General features: G+C 72.1%; 14 protein-coding genes. 5 read left to right on the forward strand and 9 right to left on the reverse strand.

The genetic code is table 11. The features are described 5' to 3' along the window. Positions 1-9: 9 nt before the first annotated feature. Positions 10-1,524 (reverse strand): glycosyltransferase family 2 protein, encoded by a 1,515-nt coding sequence (locus tag IW248_RS29835; protein WP_196929572.1) that lies wholly within the window; start codon positions 1,522-1,524, stop codon positions 10-12. 239 nt (positions 1,525-1,763) lie between these two features. On the opposite strand from IW248_RS29835, the gene IW248_RS29840 reads away from it, so the two are divergent. The 5 genes from IW248_RS29840 to IW248_RS29860 all read left to right on the forward strand — a co-directional run bounded on the left by IW248_RS29840 (position 1,764) and on the right by IW248_RS29860 (position 6,105). Further along, complete coding sequence (locus tag IW248_RS29840; protein WP_124822269.1) at positions 1,764-2,678, forward strand: ABC transporter ATP-binding protein; 915 nt, start codon at positions 1,764-1,766, stop codon at positions 2,676-2,678. Beyond that, positions 2,671-3,576: an ABC transporter permease gene (locus IW248_RS29845; protein WP_196929573.1), complete on the forward strand. Its 906-nt coding sequence runs from the start codon at positions 2,671-2,673 to the stop codon at positions 3,574-3,576. Before IW248_RS29840 ends, IW248_RS29845 begins: the two co-directional genes overlap by 8 nt. Then, complete coding sequence (locus IW248_RS29850; protein WP_196929574.1) at positions 3,576-4,487, forward strand: ABC transporter ATP-binding protein; 912 nt, start codon at positions 3,576-3,578, stop codon at positions 4,485-4,487. The genes IW248_RS29845 and IW248_RS29850 overlap by 1 nt, the downstream gene beginning before the upstream one ends. A gap of 4 nt (positions 4,488-4,491) precedes the next feature. Next, positions 4,492-5,202 (forward strand): ABC transporter permease subunit, encoded by a 711-nt coding sequence (locus tag IW248_RS29855; RefSeq protein WP_124822272.1) that lies wholly within the window; start codon positions 4,492-4,494, stop codon positions 5,200-5,202. Positions 5,203-5,460: 258 nt separating this feature from the next. Next, positions 5,461-6,105: a hypothetical protein gene (locus tag IW248_RS29860; RefSeq protein ID WP_196929575.1), complete on the forward strand. Its 645-nt coding sequence runs from the start codon at positions 5,461-5,463 to the stop codon at positions 6,103-6,105. Positions 6,106-6,149: 44 nt separating this feature from the next. Here IW248_RS29860 and valS read toward each other — a convergent pair whose 3' ends face one another. The 8 genes from valS to IW248_RS29900 all read right to left on the reverse strand — a co-directional run bounded on the left by valS (position 6,150) and on the right by IW248_RS29900 (position 17,348). After that, positions 6,150-8,714, reverse strand: a complete 2,565-nt coding sequence (gene valS / locus IW248_RS29865) for a valine--tRNA ligase (protein ID WP_196929576.1) — start codon at positions 8,712-8,714, stop codon at positions 6,150-6,152. A gap of 93 nt (positions 8,715-8,807) precedes the next feature. Next, positions 8,808-10,688, reverse strand: a complete 1,881-nt coding sequence (locus IW248_RS29870; protein WP_196929577.1) for an ABC transporter ATP-binding protein — start codon at positions 10,686-10,688, stop codon at positions 8,808-8,810. Further along, positions 10,685-12,541: an ABC transporter ATP-binding protein gene (locus tag IW248_RS29875; protein WP_196929578.1), complete on the reverse strand. Its 1,857-nt coding sequence runs from the start codon at positions 12,539-12,541 to the stop codon at positions 10,685-10,687. Before IW248_RS29875 ends, IW248_RS29870 begins: the two co-directional genes overlap by 4 nt. 37 nt (positions 12,542-12,578) lie before the next feature. Then, complete coding sequence (locus tag IW248_RS29880) at positions 12,579-13,088, reverse strand: methylated-DNA--[protein]-cysteine S-methyltransferase (RefSeq protein ID WP_124822278.1); 510 nt, start codon at positions 13,086-13,088, stop codon at positions 12,579-12,581. After that, a complete protein-coding gene (locus IW248_RS29885) occupies positions 13,085-14,611 on the reverse strand; it encodes a DNA-3-methyladenine glycosylase 2 family protein (protein WP_196929579.1) in 1,527 nt (508 codons plus the stop codon). The genes IW248_RS29880 and IW248_RS29885 overlap by 4 nt, the downstream gene beginning before the upstream one ends. Before the next feature lie 87 nt (positions 14,612-14,698). After that, entirely contained in the window at positions 14,699-16,114 is a 1,416-nt protein-coding gene (locus IW248_RS29890) for an FAD-binding oxidoreductase (RefSeq protein WP_196929580.1), read from the reverse strand. Between the two features lie 227 nt (positions 16,115-16,341). Further along, the gene (locus IW248_RS29895; protein ID WP_196929581.1) at positions 16,342-16,842 is read right to left on the reverse strand and encodes a hypothetical protein; all 501 of its coding nucleotides are present in this window, start codon (positions 16,840-16,842) and stop codon (positions 16,342-16,344) included. Next, on the reverse strand, positions 16,839-17,348 hold the full coding sequence (locus IW248_RS29900) for a SigE family RNA polymerase sigma factor (protein WP_196929582.1): 510 nt from the start codon (positions 17,346-17,348) through the stop codon (positions 16,839-16,841). Before IW248_RS29900 ends, IW248_RS29895 begins: the two co-directional genes overlap by 4 nt. Between the last annotated feature and the right edge of the window lie 24 nt (positions 17,349-17,372).

Genomic DNA, 17,372 nt, shown 5'->3' on the forward strand with positions numbered 1-17,372 from the left:
GCGGGCGGATCAGCGCTTGATCCGCCGGCCTACCGCCGACCGCAGCCGGTTCCACACCTTCCGCTCGTCCCGGATCCGGGGTCGCGAGCCGTCGGCCCGGCAGATGAACACCAGCGGCAGTCGCGCGTCCTCGGTCCAGCCCACGTTGGTGATCCGGGCCTTGAGCAGCCAGCTGCCCCTGGTTCGGCCTCCGTTGAGGGCGGCGAAATCGATCGTGGCGGTGGCCCGGTGCACCAGGTGGACGGTGTCCGCTCCGGTCGTACCGGTGATCCGCTCGGTCTGGAAGGTGTTCGGAAGGAAGATCTCGGCGCCGGTCTCCCGGTGGCGGGCCACCAGGTCCAGGCGGGCCTTGCGCACCTGCGCGGTGGCGTCGAGCACCTCGGGGGCGATCTCCTCCATCGGGAGCATCAGCACGTCGCGGCCGTCGTCGGCCTGGAAGCCGACCGGCTGGTCCGCGGAGCGCAGTTCGGCGGCGACGGTCACCGTGACGGCGTGGTCGGCCTGCCGGAGTTCGTCGATCGTGCCGTGTGCGGCGATGCCCGCCTCCCAGGAGGCAAGCCTGCGCAGGTCCGCGACGCGGCCCCGCTCCGCCAGGTACGCCACGGCGCGGAGCAGGGGCGGCAGCCCGCCCGCGACGCCAGGGGCGAATCGGTCCTGGATGATCTTCTGGACCTCCAGCGCGACCTGGTCCAGCCACGCCTCGGGGGCGTCCAGCAGCCGCTTGCCGCGCAGTCGGCTGAGCATCTCGTTGCGCAGCCAGCGCCGGTGCAGCCGGTCCCGCAGCGCACCCGGCTCGGTGTTGGCGTCCACGACGTCCAGCGCCTCCCGCACGCTGGCGAAGTAGCTCGACGGGTCCAGCCGGCCCGCTGTGACGTTACGCGCGTCGCCCCGCTGGACGTGGTGGTAGCAGGTGTAGTCGGACAGCACCGAGGTGCGCCGGGACAGGAAGTAGGCCCGGACGACAAGCGAGTGGTCCTCCAGCCGGCGCTTGCCGCCCTCCGGGAACCGCAGACCGTGCTCGTTGAGGAACGACCGCCGGAACAGCTTGTGGCAGGTCAGGCTGTCGATCAGCGGGGAGTTGCCAAGAGTGGCGTCGAAGCGGTTCTTCCGGAACAGCTCCCGTGGCACGGGACGCCCGTACCCGGCCATCTTCCCGACCACGATGTCCGCGTCGTTCGCCTTCGCGCACGCGTGCAGCCGCTCCAGCGCCTCGTCGGCGAACCAGTCGTCGTCGTCGGCGAAGAAGACGTACTCGCCCCGGGCGTGCTCGACGCCGAGGTTGCGCGGACGCGACGGCCAGCCGGAGTTCTCGATGTGCAGCACCCTGATGTGCGGGTGCTCAGCGGCCAGCCGATCCAGTCGCTCGGCCGTGTCGTCGGTCGAGCCGTCGTCGACGAAGATCGCTTCGAACTCGTCCGCGGGCAGTGACTGGCGCAGCAACGAGGCGGCGAGCTTCTCGATGTGCGGGCCGCAGTTGTACGCCGGCACCACGACGCTCACCTTGGGGACGCCCACCTCGGCCATCAGGATCCCTCCCGCGTCATAGGTCGATCACCGGGCGGGTCGATGCCTGGTGAACGGGAGGTGAATGGTGTCACCCCGGATGTCTCTTTCTTCAGGCGGGGTCGGGGCGAATGCGGGACCGGCGGAAACGTCGCAGCCGCCTCCGCTAGGACCTTAGGGGTCCGCCGGGGCAAGGAATCAGGGGAGCGCCCGGGGCGTGCCGGTGTTCCTGGTGGGCATCGACTCCCTACGCTGGGCGCGTGACACTGATCGCGACCCAGTCGCTCACCAAGACGTACGGAGGTCGGGTCACCGCACTCGCCGACCTCACCGTCGCCGTCGAGCCCGGGATCATCGGCTTGGTGGGCGCGAACGGCGCCGGCAAATCCACCTTGATCAAGATTCTGCTCGGCCTGATCGCACCAACCAGCGGTCAGGTCTCGGTGCTCGGCATCGACCCGACCGCAGACCCGGCGGCTGTCCGCAACCGGGTCGGCTACATGCCGGAGCACGACTGCCTCCCACCTGACCTGTCCGCCGCCGAGCTGGTCACCCACCTCGGCCGGATGAGCGGTCTGCCCCGCACCGCGGCTCGTGAGCGGGCCTCGGAGGCGCTGCGGCACGTGGGGCTCTACGAGGAGCGCTACCGCCCGGTCGGTGGCTACTCGACCGGCATGAAGCAGCGCGTCAAGCTGGCCCAGGCGCTGGTGCACGACCCCGACCTGCTGTTGCTGGACGAGCCGACCAACGGCCTGGACCCGGCCGGCCGTGACGCCATGCTGGCCCTGGTGCACCGGATCGGCACCGAGTTCGGCATCTCCGTGCTGGTCTGCTCGCACCTGCTCGGCGAGGTCGAGCGGATCTGCGACACGCTGATCGCCATCGACGGCGGCCGGTTGCTGCGCGCCGACAACATCTCCGCGATGACCACGGCCACCGACGTGCTCGCCGTGGAGGTCAGCGAGGGCACCGAGGAGCTCGCCGCCCGACTCGCCGAGCTGAAGCTGCCAGTCGCCCGGGACGGGCGACTGCTGCTCGTGCCGCTCGCCGACGACGGCACCTACGACCTGATCCTCGGTGCGGTCGCCGAACTGGACCTGCCACTGCACCGACTGGACCAGCGCCGGCACCGGGTGGCCGAACTCTTCGCCACGAGGGAGCTCACTCATGCCTGAGCCGTCCACCGCCGCCGTGCGCCCCGCGCCGACCGGCGTCATCCACGACATCGGCTACCAGCGCTACGAGGGCCCGAGGTTGGGCCGTCGGCAGGTCTTCGGCGCGCTCTACCTGCACGGTCTGCGCACCGCATTCGGGTTCGGGCGCAGCGCCAAGGCCAAGATCTTCCCGTGGCTGGTGGTCGGCATCGTCACCCTGGTCGCGGTGGCCCTGGCCGCGGTACGCAGCCAGATCGGTGAGCCGGTCGCCACGTACGCCCAGTTCGCCGACGCGATGAGCTGGCTGGTCATCTTCTTCGTCGCGGTCGTCGCTCCGGAGCTGGTCTCTCGGGACCTGCGCAGCGGTGTGCTGCCGCTGTACTTCTCCCGGCCGCTGCCGCGCACCGACTACGCGCTGGCCAAGCTGCTGGCGCTGGTCACCGCGCTCTGGCTGCTGCTCGGCGGCCCCCAGCTGCTGATGTTCCTGGGTGCCGCGTTCACCACCAAGCAGGGCATGCGCGGGGTGTGGAACGAGCTGCTCGACCTGCTGCCCGGGCTGCTCTACGCCGGGCTGTGGGCCGTGGTCTTCGCCTCGGTCGGGCTGCTGGTCGCCTCGCTGACCGGCAAGCGCGCCTTCGCCGCCGGTGGGGTGGTGGCGGTCTTCCTGATGACCACCCCGATCGTCGGGGTGCTGAGCATCCTGCCGTCGCGCGCCGCCAACGAACTGGCCGGGCTCGCCTCGCCCTCCACGCTGGTGCAGGGGGTGGGCATCTGGTCGCTGGGTGACCTGCTGGTCGAGGGCGATCCGGGCGAGATGATGATCGGCGGGTTCGGCCCGGTCTACGCCCTGGCCGCGGTGCTGCTGGTCGCCGGCGCGACAGCCCTCCTGCTGGCCCGCTACCGGAAGGTCGCCTCCTGATGAGCACGCTGAGCCTGACCGGGGTGTCCCGGTGGTACGGCAACGTGGTCGCGGTCAACGACATCAGCATGGTCCTCGGCGCGGGCGTGACGGGTCTGCTCGGCCCGAACGGCGCCGGCAAGACCACGCTGCTGCACATGATGGCCGGCTTCCTCGCCCCGTCACGTGGCACTGTCACCCTCGACGACCAGCCGACCTGGCGCAACCCCGACGTCTACCGGCGGCTGGGGCTGGTCAGCGAACGGGAGGCGGTGCAGGGTTTCCTCACCGCGTACGAGTTCGTGCTGGCCAGCGCGAAGCTGCACCGGCTGCCCGATCCTGCGGCTGCGGCGCGACGGGCGATCGATCTGGTCGAGCTGGAGTCGGCGCAGGACCGCCGGATCGGCACGTACTCCAAGGGCATGCGGCAGCGGGCCCGGGTTGCCGCCGCATTGGTGCACGACCCGCAGGTGCTGTTGCTCGACGAGCCGTTCAACGGAATGGACCCGCGCCAGCGGCTGCACATGATGCAGCTGCTGCACACCCTGGGTGACGCCGGCCGGACGATCCTGTTCAGCTCGCACATCCTGGAGGAGGTCGAGCAGGTCTCCGGCACGGTGCAGGTGATGGTGGCCGGCCGGTTGGCCGCCTCCGGCGACTTCCGGACCATCCGCCGGTTGATGACCAACCGCCCGCACGTCTTCGCGGTGCGTTCCACCGACGACCGGGCGCTGGCCGTCGCGCTGATCGCCGAGGCGTCGGTGAGTGGGGTCGAGCTGGACCCCACCGGCCTGACCGTGCGGGCCGGTGACTACGGCGCCTTCACCCGGGCGCTACCCCGGATCGCACTGAGCAAAGGCATCCGGGTGCGCCAGCTGGTGCCGTCCGACGAGTCCCTGGAGAGCGTCTTCTCCTACCTGGTGGAGGCCTGAGACCATGTCGACAGTTACCTGGATCACCGCACGAGGGTTGTTCGGTCGACGTCGGTTCCTGCTGCTGCTACCGCTGCCGTTGGTGCTGCTCGGGCTGGCAGTGCTCTGCCGGTCGCTGGGGGTGGACCCGGGCCAGTGGGGGCCGCCGGTGCTGGTCGGCCTCGGGCTGGCCGTGGTGCTGCCGGTGGTTGCGCTGATCATCGGCACGGGTGTGCTGGGCGCCGAGATCGACGACGGCACCGTGGTGCACATTCTGACCAAGCCGCTGCCGCGTTGGCAGATCGTGCTGCCGAAGCTCGCGGTGGCCACCGGGGTCACCGCGGTCACCGCGGCCGTGCCGCTCTACGTCGCGGGCGTGCTCGCCGATTCGGTACGCCTCGGTCTGGGGCTTGCGGTCGCGGCGGCGCTCGGCGCGCTGGCGTACTCGGCGTTGTTCCTCGCGCTCAGCCTGGTCACCAGGCGGCCGGTGCTGCTCGGCCTGGTCTACGTGCTGATCTGGGAGGGGCTGCTGGGCAACTTCGTCAGCGGCACCAAGGTGCTCTCCATCCAGCAGTACGTGATCGCCCTCGCCGACCGGATCGCCCCCACCGGGCTGCTGGAGACGAGCGTGTCGGTGCCGGTGGCGTCGGTGATGACCGCGCTGGTCAGCGTCGGCTTCACAGTGCTGGCCATCGATCGCCTGCGCTCGTTCAGCGTGGCTGGCGAGACGAGCTGACAACGGTGTTAGGGCGTGCGTCAAAGCCCCTGGCCGGCCTGCGGCGGGCCCAGGCGACGACCGGCCGTGTTGGAGATCGGCCCGGATACAACACCGGTATCCGGGCCGATCTCCGCCTTGCCGGACCGCCGCCTGGACTCCGCCTCGGCTCGACCGAGGCTTCGACACACGCCCTGGGCGCTGTTCCGGCCAGCCCCCGCCTGGCGGTAGGGCTGGCCGGATGGACCGGTCGGGCCACATCGGGCCAGGCTGGTGGGCGTGAGCGTCGAAGCGGAGCAGACGTCGTTGGCTGAGCCATACTCCCGGAGCAGCCGGCCGTGGCTGACCAGCCTGGCCGTCGCCGGGCTGGCCTGCGCCACTGTCGCCACGGCGGCGCAGGGCAGCGGCCAGTTCCACTGGTGGGCGGTGTTCATCCTGATCCCGGCCGCGTTGATCGCGGCCAGCGGCGGGCCGTTGCTGGCCCGCGGCGGCGGTCGGGCCTTCGCCGGGTACATGCTCGCCTGCGTCGGCACGATCGTCTTCGCGGTCGGCGCGCTGCTGATGTTCGGCGTGATGGGGCGAGGCTGGCCGCTCCTGGTGGTGCTGCCCTGCCTGGCGGTCGCCGGCACCTACGGCTGGCGCGCGGCGCACCCGCTGGCCCGCGGCCTGCACCGGGCGGTGGCTCTACTCGCGCTGACCGGAGCGCTGCTCGGCCTGACCCTGCAACTGATCCGGGTGGATCTGATCCACCTGGAGACCGGCTGGTGGGGGGCGTTCCTGATGCTGGCCGGCGCCATCGTGCTGGGCAACGCGGGCGAGCTGACCCGGCACCGGATGCCGTACCGCCTCCAGGCGATCACCCTGCTGGTGGGGCCCTCCGTGATCGCGTTCCTCCTCGGGCTGCGTTTCCTGCGCGGTTGGTGACCCGCCGGCCCGCCGCCGCCCGAGGGGGCGGCGGCGGACACCTGTCAGAAGGCGCAGGCGATGACCAGCTGCGGGGTGCGGTCCGGAAGCAGGTCGAGTTTGGCGATCCGGCCCGCCGCCCGTAGGTCGTCGGCGACCAGCGTGAGCTGCTCCAGCAGCGCCGCCGGGCCGAGCGCCTCCGCCAACGGCACCTCAGCCTTCATCGACAGCTTCCGCTCCGACTTGGCCCGTCGCACCTGGCTCAACGCGTCACCGGCGAGCCGCAGCAGCGCCGGCTCACCCGACCCCTCGATCGTCCGGGCCACCTCGTAGGTGGTGGGCCACGGCGCCTGGTGCACCGAGCCGTACCGCCACCACGACCAGACCTCCTCGGTCACGTACGGCAGCACCGGGGCGAACAACCGCAGCTGCACCGACAGCGCCGACGCCAGCGCCGCCCGTGCGGAGTCGGCCGCCGGGCCGGTGCCGTAGGCACGCTCCTTGACCAGCTCGATGTAGTCGTCGCAGAACCGCCAGAAGAACGCCTCGGTGACCTGCAAGGCCGCCGTGTGGTCGTACGAGTCGAAGGCGGTGCTCGCGGCGGTGACCACGGTGGCCAGCTCGGCGAGCATGGCCCGGTCCAGTGGGGTGGTGGCCAGGGCGCGCAGGGCGTCCGCCGCGCCCAGCCCGAGCGCGAACTTGGACGCGTTGAGCAGCTTGGTGGCCAGTCGCCGGCCGACCTTGATCTGCGCCGGGTCGAAGGCCAGGTCCATGCCGGGCTTGCCGCTGGCGGCCCAGTAGCGCACCGCGTCCGAGCCGTGCTGTTCCAACAGGGCCAGCGGGGTGACCACGTTCCCCTTGGACTTGGCCATCTTCTTGTGGTCGGGATCGAGGATCCAGCCGGAGAGCACGGTGTCCCGCCAGGGCAGCACCCCGTGCTCGAAGTGCGAACGGATCACGCTGTCGAAGAGCCAGGTCCGGATGATCTCCTGGCCCTGCGGGCGGAGGTCCATCGGGAAGACCCTGGCGAACAGGTCCGGGTCGGTCTCCCAGCCACCGACGATCTGCGGGGTCACCGAGGACGTGGCCCAGGTGTCCAGCACGTCCGGGTCGCCGACGAAGCCGCCCGGCTGGCCGCGCTGCGACTCGTCGTAACCGGGCGCCGGATCGCTGGATGGATCGACCGGCAGCGCGGACTCGTCCGGCGTGAGAGGGTGGGACCAGTCCGGCTCGCCAGTGTCGTCGAGCCGGTACCACACCGGCACCGGCACCCCGAAGAAGCGTTGGCGACTGACCAGCCAGTCCCCGTTCAGGCCGCCCACCCAATTGTCGTAGCGGTGTTTCATGTGCGCCGGCACCCAGTGCAACTGCTCGCCCCGGGCCAGCAGCGTGGCCCGCAGCGCCTCGTCCCGGCCGCCGTTGCGCAGATACCACTGTCGCGTCGAGACGATCTCCAGTGGCCGGTCGCCGCGTTCGTAGAACTTGACCGGGTGGGTGATCGGGCGCGGCTCGCCGATCAGGTCACCGGCGTCGGCCAGCATCCCGACGATCTCCCGGCGGGCGCCGTTGACGGTCTGCCCGGCCAGCGCCGCGTACGGCTGTGCCGGCACCCCGTGCGGCGGCTCGCGGAGCAGCCGACCGTCCCGGCCGACCACCACCCGGGTGTCCAAACCCAGCTCCCGCCACCACGTCACGTCGGTCAGGTCACCGAACGTGCAGACCATCGCGACGCCGGTGCCCTTTGCCGGATCGGCGAGTGGATGGGCGTACACCGGCACCTCGACGTCGAACAGCGGGCTGCGCACCGTGCCGCCCACCAGGTCGGTGTACCGCTTGTCGTCGGGGTGGCAGACCAGTGCCACACAGGCCGGCAGCAGCTCGGGCCGGGTGGTGTCGATGAGCACCTCACGCCCGTCGGACGCGTTGAACCGCAGCCGGTGGTAGGCGCCGGGGCGCTCCCGGTCCTCCAACTCCGCCTGGGCGACAGCGGTGGCGAAGCCGACGTCCCAGAGCGTCGGCGCCTCCGACTGGTACGCCTCACCGCGGCGCAGGTTGCGGACGAACGCCCGTTGGCTGGTGGTCCGGGCGATCCTGCCGATCGTCGTGTACGTCAGGGACCAGTCCACCGAAAGCCCCAACCGCCGCCACAGCGCCTCGAAGGCCTGCTCGTCGGTGACCGTCAGCCGTTCGCACAGCTCGATGAAGTTGCGCCGGGAGATCGGGGTGGGGTTGCGGCGGGCCGCGTCGTCCACCGGAGCCGCCGGTGGCCGCCACACCGGGTCGTACGCCAGCGCTGGATCGCAGCGCACCCCGTACACGTTCTGCGCCCGACGCTCGGTGGGCAGGCCGTTGTCGTCCCAGCCCATCGGGTAGAAGACGGCCTTGCCGCGCATCCGCTGGTACCGGGCGGTGGTGTCGGTGTGCGTGTACGAGAACACGTGCCCCATGTGCAGCTCGCCCGATACGGTCGGCGGCGGGGTGTCGATCGAGAACACGTCGCTTCGCTGCTTCGAGCGGTCGAACGCGTACGTGCCTTCCTCCTGCCAGCGGCGTGCCCAGCTCTCCTCGAGCCCGTCCAGGGTCGGACGCTCGGGAACGCCGGCGCGGGCCGTCCTCGCCGTATCGGTCATCCTGCGATCGTAGGCACCTCCCGGGTGCGGGGCGACGTAGTTGCGGCCGAACACACCGGCCGACGGGCAACCGCCACGACCGGGGCGGCCGGGCTAGACCAGTGAATCCCGCCACTGCCGATGCAGGGCGGCGTACCGGCCGTCGGCCTGGGCCAGCACGGCGGGTGGACCGTCCTCGACGACAGTTCCGCCGTCGAGGACGAGCACCCGGTCGGCGGTCTCCACCGTGGAGAGTCGATGGGCGATCACCAGTGCGGTGCGGTCGCGCAGGATGGTGCCGAGTGCCCGCTGCACCAGACGCTCCGTCGGCACGTCCAGCGACGACGTCGCCTCGTCCAGGATGAGCACCGTCGGGTCGGCCAGGAACGCGCGGGCGAACGCGACAAGCTGCCGCTGCCCGGCGGAGAGCCGGCCGCCGCGTCGGTGCACCTGGGTGGCGTACCCCTCGGGTAGTGCGGCGATGAAGTCGTGCGCGCCGATCGCCCGCGCGGCGGCCTGGACGGCGACGTCGTCGGCCCCCGGGCAACCGAACCGGATGTTCTCCGCGACGGTCCCGCTGAACAGGTGGTTCTCCTGTGTCACCAGCACCACGGCGCGGCGAAGGTCGGCGTCGCGTACGTCGCGCAGGTCGACCCCGTCCAAGCGGACTGTGCCGGTGTCGGGGTCGTGGAACCGGGCGACCAGTTTGGCGATCGTCGACTTGCCCGCCCCGGTGGGCCCGATCAGCGCCACGGTCTGCCCGGCCGGCACTGTCAACTCCAGCCCGCGGAGGATCGGGGTGTCGACCCGGTAGCCGAAGCTGACCGCCCGGAAGATCAACTCGCCGCGGCCGGGCCCGGTCGGCAGTGGCGTGGGCCGGGCCGGTTCGGCGACGGCCGGTCGTTCGTCGAGCACACCGGCCAGCTTCTCCAGTGCGGCGGTGGCCGACTGCAACGAGTTGTAGAACTGGCTCAGCTCCTGCATCGGCTCGAAGAAGCGGCGCAGGTAGAGCAGGAACGCGGCGAGCACGCCGACCTCGGTCTGCCCGCCGAGCACCCGCCAACCGCCGTAGCAGAGCACCACCGCCACTGTGACGTTGCCGATCAGCTTGATCGCGGGCGAGTACGTGGCGATCAGCCGGAACGCGTGCAGGCTGCTTCGTCGGTAGTCGTCGCCGAGCGCCACGAAGATCCGTTGGTTGCGGGGCTCCCGGCGGAACGCCTGCACCGCCCGGATGCCCCGCATCGACTCCACGAAGTGCACGATGACCAGCGCGACCGCGTCCCGGGTCCGTCGGTACGCGCTGGCCGACGACCGGGCGAACCAGCGGGAGAGGCAGAACAGGAACGGGAAGGCGAACAGCGTCACGGCGGCCAGCGGCAGGTCCAGCCAGAGCAGGATGGCGGCCACCGACAGGATCGAGAGCCCGGCCAGCACCAGGCTGTCGATTCCGCCGTCGACCAGCTCGGCGATCGAGTCCAGGTCGCTGGTGAGCCGGGAGACCATCCGGCCGGACGTGTACCGCTCGTGGAAGCCCACCGACAGCCGCAGGAAGTGCCCGAACACCCGCTGCCGCAGGTCGAGCAGGACGGCCTGGCCGATCCGGGCGGAGAGGGTGAGGAAACCGCGGCGGGCCGCGTACTCGGTCACCGCGGCCACCGCGAACGCCCCGGCGACGGTGATCAGCGGGCCGGGGTCGCCGGCGCGCAACGGCGGGATGGCCCGGTCGATGCCGATCATGACCAGGTACGGGCCGGCCATCGCGGCGCCGTTCTGGGCCAGCAACAGGGTGACCGCCGTGGCGAGTCGCCTCCGGTGCGGGCTGAGCAGGTCGCCCAGCAGGGTGCGGCTGAGCCGGCGCAGCCTGGCCACCGCCTCGGGGCTGGTGTCCTCGGCTCGACTGCGGTCGGCCTCCGGGTCGGTGGCGGTTCCGCGCCAGCGGGTGAGCTCGGGCTCCTCCTCGGGAGGTGGGTCGGCCTGCTTCGGCACGTTCACGAGCGCACCAGCCCCCACCCGTCCGAAGGGGACGGGCTGGGCCCGCTGGCCCCGGCCGGTGGCGGATGCCCGGCGGGCGGCTCGGCGGCGAGCAGCGCCCGGTACGCCGGGACGGTGGCGAGCAGGTCGGAGTGCCGACCGGTCGCAGTGATCCGCCCGTCCTCCAGCAGGGCGACCCGGTCGGCCAGCGCGATCGTCGACGGCCGGTGCACCACCAGCAGCGCGGTGCTGTCGCGCAGGACCCGGCGCAGCGCCACTTCGACCAGGGCCTCGGTGTGCACGTCGAGAGCGGAGAGCGGGTCGTCCAGCACCAGCACCGCCGGTCGGCCGAGCACGGCCCGCGCCAACGCGAGCCGTTGCCGTTGCCCACCGGAGAGCGACAACCCCTGCTCGCCCACCCGGGTGGCCAACCCCCAGGGCAGGTCGTACGCGAACTCGGCCTGGGCCAGCGCGAGGGCCGCGCGGATCTCGTCGTCACCGGCGTCCGGGCGACCCAGGGTCAGGTTCTCCCGGACCGACATGGAGAAGAGCGTGGGCTCCTCGAACGCCACCCCGACCAGCCGGCGCAGCGAGGCCAGCCGCAGCTCGCGCAGGTCGTGCCCGTCCACGGTGATCCGGCCGGCGGTCACCTCGTGCAGCCGGGGCACCAGGGATAGCAGCGTGCTCTTGCCGCTGCCGGTGGCGCCGACCAGGGCCAGCGTCTCGCCCGGCTCGATGGTCAGTTCGATCTCGCGCAGCACCGGCGAGGCGCCGCCCGGGTAGCTGAACGCGACCCGCTCGAAGCGCAGCCGACCGCGAACCGCGTCGCGGGGTAACGCGACCGCGCCGGGCGAGTCCACGATCTCCGGTGGGGTGTCCAGCACCTCCTGGATCCGGTCGGCGGCGGTGGCTGCCTCCTGACCGTTGGCGATGATCCAACCCAGCGACTGCACCGGCCAGATGAGCATCAGTTGCAGACTGACGAACGCGACCAGCTCACCGATGGTGAGCGCGCCCTGCGCGGCGGCGGCCGCCCCCGCCGCGAGCACCACGCCCAGGGTCACGTTGGGCACCAGGTCGAGCAGCGCCGAGGTGTTGGCCAGCAACCGTCCCTTGCCGACGCCGGTGTCGTGCAGCCGCCGGGCCGCACCGGCGAAGCGAGCGGCCAGTTCGGGCCCCCGCCCGTACGCCTTCATGGTGCGCAGACCCTGCGCGGTCTCCTCGACAAGCGTCGCCACGTCGCCCTGCTGATCCTGCATCCGGCGGGACGCGGCGTGGTAGTGCCGCCCGAACCGGCGACTGATCAGCAGCAGCGGCACCGCGCTGGCCGCGACCAGCACCCCGAGCGCCGGGTGCAGGTTGATCAGCAGCACCACCACGACCACGTACGTGGTCAGGTTGAGCACCAGGAAGAACACGCCGAAGGAGAGGAACCTGCGGATCACCGACAGGTCGCTGGTGATCCGGGAGAGCAACTGGCCGGACTGCCAGCGGTCGTGGAAGCTGGTCGGCAGCCGTTGCAGATGGGCGTAGACGTCGGCGCGCAGAGCCGCCTCCATGCCCACCGCCGAGGACGACTGCACCCACCGGCGGATGAAGATGAGCACCGCCTCGACGACGCCGAGCAGCAGCGCCAGGCCGCCGAGCTGGAGCAGCCCGGCCGGTTCCTGTCGGGCCACCGGCCCGTCCACGACCCGCTGCACCACAAGCGGTACGGCGATCCCGGCCGCGGTGCCGGCGAGCCCCGCGACGAGCAACCAGGCGAACTCGGCGGCGTACGGGCGCAGGTAGGGGCGTAGCCGCCAGAGGTTGTGCGCGGGGTGGGTGCCCGCAGCGGCCCGGGCGGCCGGGTCGCCGTCACTCTCCACAGGCACTACCAGACGGTAGCGTCAATGAGTGTCGGTGCTCCTGTCAGCTTGTTGTCAAGCGCCGCTCATGACCGAGAAGCCACTTCTTCACGTCCAGCCCCCAGCGGTAGCCGCCGAGCGTGCCGTCGGTGCGAAGGACCCGGTGGCAGGGCACGAACAGGGCTGCCGCGTTGCGGGCGCAGGCGGCCGCGGCGGCCCGCACCGCCGGTGGTCGACCGGCCAGCGCGGCGTACCCGGTGTAGGTGACCGGGGTGCCCGGCGGCACCTCGCGCAGCACCTGCCAGGCGTGCGCCATGAACTCTCCGCCGGTGCGTTGACGGACCGGCACCGTGTCGATGGCGGCGAGGTCACCGTCCAGGTAGGAGCGGACCGCCGCGCTGACCGGGCCGAGGTCGGCCCGCTCCCGCAGCGGCGCCCGCAGGGCCGGGTGAACCAGGGGCAGCAGCGCCGACGGGTCCGGGGTGAAGCCGGCTGCTCGTACGTCCCCGTCGGGGCCGGCGAGGATGCTCAGTGGGCCGGCAGGTGTGCTCAGTACGGTGCTGTCGATGTTCATGCCGCTCTCCAGAGTCTGATCGTGGCGTAGGACCGCCAGGGACGCCAACGCTCGGCGTACCTGTCGAGGGATTTTTGGGTGTCGGGCAGGCCGAGCGCGGCGGCGCCGCGCCGGACCGCGAGGTCGGAGCTGAGCAGGACGTCCGGGTCGCCGAAGGCGCGCATGGCCAGGTAGTTGGCGGTCCACGGACCGATGCCGGGCAGCGCGAGCAGCCGCCGAACGGCCTCCCCCCGATCCACCCCCGCCGCAAGGTCAACAGACCCGTCCGCCACCCCCCGAGCCAACCCCCGCAGAGCCTCCCGCCGCCCCAAAGGCATCCCAAACCCCGAGTCCGGCACCGACAAAAGTTCCTCCGCGCTCAAAAACCCCCGCAGCTCACCCCGTTCCGGCCCACCCCGTTCCGGCCCACCCCGTTCCGGCCCACCCCGTTGATCATGAGGTTGGCCTGGACTTTGATCTTCATCGACCTCGTCAACCTCATGATCAACGCGATGGGTGAGGAGGAGGCGGGTCAGGGTTGTTTTTGCGGATCTCACCGAGACCTGTTGGCCGATGATGGCGCGGACGGCCAGCTCGAAGGCATCCACGGACCGGGGGACGCGGATTCCTGGCTCGGCGGCCACCGCGGGGGCTAGCGCCGGGTCGGCGGCCAGCGTGGCGTCGATCGCCGCCGGGTCCGCGTCCAGGTCGAGCAACCGGCGGCAGCGAGCCACCGCCGGCGCCAGGTCACGCAGGTCGGCGAGCCGCAGCGTCGCCGCCACGTGCCCGTCCGTCGGGGTCAGCGCCACCTGGCCGGTGCCGTGCGGCAACCGCAGACCCCTGTGGTACGTCCCGTCGCGGACCTCCTCCACGCCGGGCAACGCCCGCACGGCGAGGAAATCCAGCAGCGCCCGGGAGTGCAGCGGCGGGCGGTACGCCAGCCGGAGCGCGATGGTCCCCGCCCCGGCCGGGGCCTGCTGGCGGCCACGGGCCGTGCGCAGGTCCGACGGGGCGCTCGCGTACACCTCGCGAAGCGTGTCGTTGAACTGCCGCACGCTGCCGAAGCCGGCGGCGAACGCGATCTCGGCCATCGCGAGGTCGGTCGTCTCGATCAGGATCCGGGCGGTCTGGGCGCGCTGGGCCCGGGCCAGCGCGAGCGGCCCGGCGCCCATCTCGGCGCTCAGCATCCGGTGCAGGTGCCGCTCGGTGTAGCCCAGACGGGAGGCCAACCCCGGTACGCCGTCCCGGTCGACAACCCCGTCGGCGATCAGCCGCATCGCCCGACCGACCACGTCCGCGCGGACGTCCCAGAGCGGGGAGCCGGGCGCGGCGTCCGGCCGGCAGCGGCGGCAGGCGCGCAGCCCGGAACCCTGCGCGGCGGCGGCGGACGGGAAGAACCGGACGTTCTGCCGTTTGGGCGTGATCGCCGGGCAGGACGGCCGGCAGTAGATGCCGGTGGACGTCACGCCGGTGTAGAACCAGCCGTCGAACCGCTGGTCACGGCTGTCCACGGCCCGGTAACACCGCTCGAAATCCATCTCCATGTCACCGATGATGCCCCGCTGGACCGGTCATCGGCTGGCGGGAATCGGACCTGGGTGTGCGCGCCGGGTGCGGACCCCGCCGCGGTGTCAGCGGCGGCGTCGGTGCGGCTGACCGGACCGACCGGTCCGGGTGGCCTGCCCGGCGCGGCTGCCCTCGCCGGCCCGGTTGGTCTGGGTGGCGCGGCTGCCCTGGCCGGTCAGCAGGGCCGGTCGGAACACACCGTCCGGGTCGTACCGCTTCCACAGCCGCCGGACCCGGGCCCCGGTCTCGCCCGGGTAGATCCGGGCGAACGCGGCCGGGTCCGGCCGGCTCTCGAAGTTGACGTACGCGCCGTCGGCGCGCGCCCCGGCGGCCCGCCAGGCGGCGTTCAACGCGGCATCGGCCTGCGGCGGAAACACCGAGGCCACGATCAGCGTGTCCTGGTGACGATGCGGGTACGCGGTCGCGTCGGAGGCGACGTCGTTGACCGCCCCACCCAACGAGCGGAGCTGGATCACCGCCCGGCCCGGCCCGGTCACCGCCCGCGTCACAGCCCGCGCCCCGGCGTCGTCCAGCGCGGTGAACAGACCGTTTGTGGTCGTGCCACGCTGCTGCCCGACGTTCGGGTTGAGGTGCGCGGTCGGCACCAGCGTCGGGTAGGGCAGCAGGTCGGTGCGGTGTTCGAGCACCTTGCCGATGGCGAGCAGTGGTTCCACCGCCGGTCGGGCCCGGCGCAGGCTCTCGGCGGCGACCACTGCGGTGATGGACATGAGGACCGATCGACCCTCAGCGAACACCACGGCGGCGGCGGACAACTCTCGTGGCGCCCGCGCGAGGTAGCTCGTCCACTCCCGGACGGTGCGACCGTCCGGATGCGCCTCGACGACCAGCTGCGCGACACCGACGTTGCGCTGCTCGGCCGCCTCGATCTCGAACGCCACCACGATTCCCGCGCCGGCCCCCGCCCCGCGGACCAGCCAGAACAGCTCCGGCTCGTGTTCGGCGTCCGCGCGTACCAGCGTCCCGTCCGCCAGCACCACCTCGACGGCACGGACGCGGTCGATGGTGAGGCCGTGGGCGCGGACCAGCCAGCCGACCCCACCGCCGGTGGCCAGACCGCCCACGCCGACGCCGCCGTAGTCACCCGAGCTGATCACCAGGCCGTACGGGGCCAGCGCCTTCGCGACGTTCGCCCAGCGGGCTCCGGCTTCGACCCGGACCAGCCCGGCCCGCTCGTCGATCACCTGAACCCGGTTGAGCATGGACAGGTCGATGACCACCCCACCGTTGTTGGACGAGGCTCCGGAGAGGCCGTGCCCGCCGCTGCGGACCGCGATGGGCAGCCGCTGCTCCCGTGCGTAGCGGAGCGCGTCGACCACCTGCGCGGTGGTCTTCGGCAGCAGGACCGCGGCCGGTGACGCCGACCTGGTGTACGTCGAGCGCAGCTGCGCGTACCGGCGGTCGCCGGGTGTGACGATCTGCCCCCGGAGGGAGTCGGGCACCCGGGCCATGGCGGTGCTCATCGTCGCCCCCGCAGCTCGCACCTCGGGTATCCGGGATCGGTCATGGCCCAAGAATGAGCAGGCATGCCGGTCTCGACAAATTCCGCTCCCGTCGGTCGGTTCGCACGACGCTCGCCGGTACGGGGAGCCCCGTGCGAAGGTGACCGGAATCTCCGATCGATTCCCCGGTCGACCGGTCAGGTCGGGACCGGTCAGGTCGGAAGAACCACCGACCTGACCGGTTCTGCTCAACGCGACGGGCTCGGCACGGCCGTCGGCAGGCCCGGCACACCGGGCGGGCCCAGCGGAGGCGACGGGGTTGGTGAGACAAACGGCTCGCCCGGTGCGCCAGGCAGGCCCGCCGGGCTCGGCTTGGCCGTCGGCCGGCCCGGTACGCCGGGCAGGCCCGGTGTGACAAGCGGGTCCGTCTTCGCGCCGCCGGGGCTCGGTTCGATCGTCGGCACCGCGGTGCGCGCGGACGGCGTGGGTACGGGCGGGCTGGGCACCGCCGCCGGCCCGGCCGGGCTGGGCACGGCCGGCGGAGGCTCGTCCGAGCCGGTCGCTGCCAGGGCGATCGGGGTGGCGATCAGGATCGCCGCCAGGGTGCCCACCGCCCCTGCCGTCACAGTGGCGCGGCGTCGATTGCGTACCCGCCGCTCCGCTCGGCTCAACTGGTCATGCACGATCGGTGCCTCCTCGGCCAGGTCGGTGAGGGTGGAGCGGATGAGGTGCTCGAAGGGTTCGGTCATCGCCGTACCTCCAGCATGTCGACGTCCGGCAGTAGGTCGCGCAGTCGTTGCACCGCTCGATGGGTACGGCTGCGTACGGTGCCCACCGAGCAGCCCAGCAACTCGGCCACCCGGGCTTCTGGCAGGTCCTCGTAGTAGCGGAGGACCACCACCGCCCGTTGCGTCGGTGGCAGGTGACGCAGCGCGGCACGCATCGCCAACCGCACGTCGGAGCCGCCGCTGGGGTCGCCGCCGACCGGTTCGTCCGCCGGGTTGAGCGGTGTCTCCCGCCACCGGCGAAGTCGCCGCCACCAGCTGATCTGCTCGCGGTACATCACCACCCGCAGATAGCCCTCGGGATCGGCGTGCCGAATGCTTCCCCACTTCGGGATGGTCCGCGCCAACGCCGACTGGAACAGGTCCTCGGCGGCGTTGCGGTCCCCGGTCAGCAGGTACGCGACCCGCATCAGCGCCGGAGTCCGACTGCCGACGAACTCGGCCAGCCGCGCGCGCTCGTCCTCGTCCACCCGTCACCCCCGTTTCGTTGTCAC

The sequence above is a fragment of the Micromonospora ureilytica genome (genome assembly GCF_015751765.1).
GTDB classification, from domain to species: Bacteria; Actinomycetota; Actinomycetes; order Mycobacteriales; family Micromonosporaceae; genus Micromonospora; species Micromonospora ureilytica.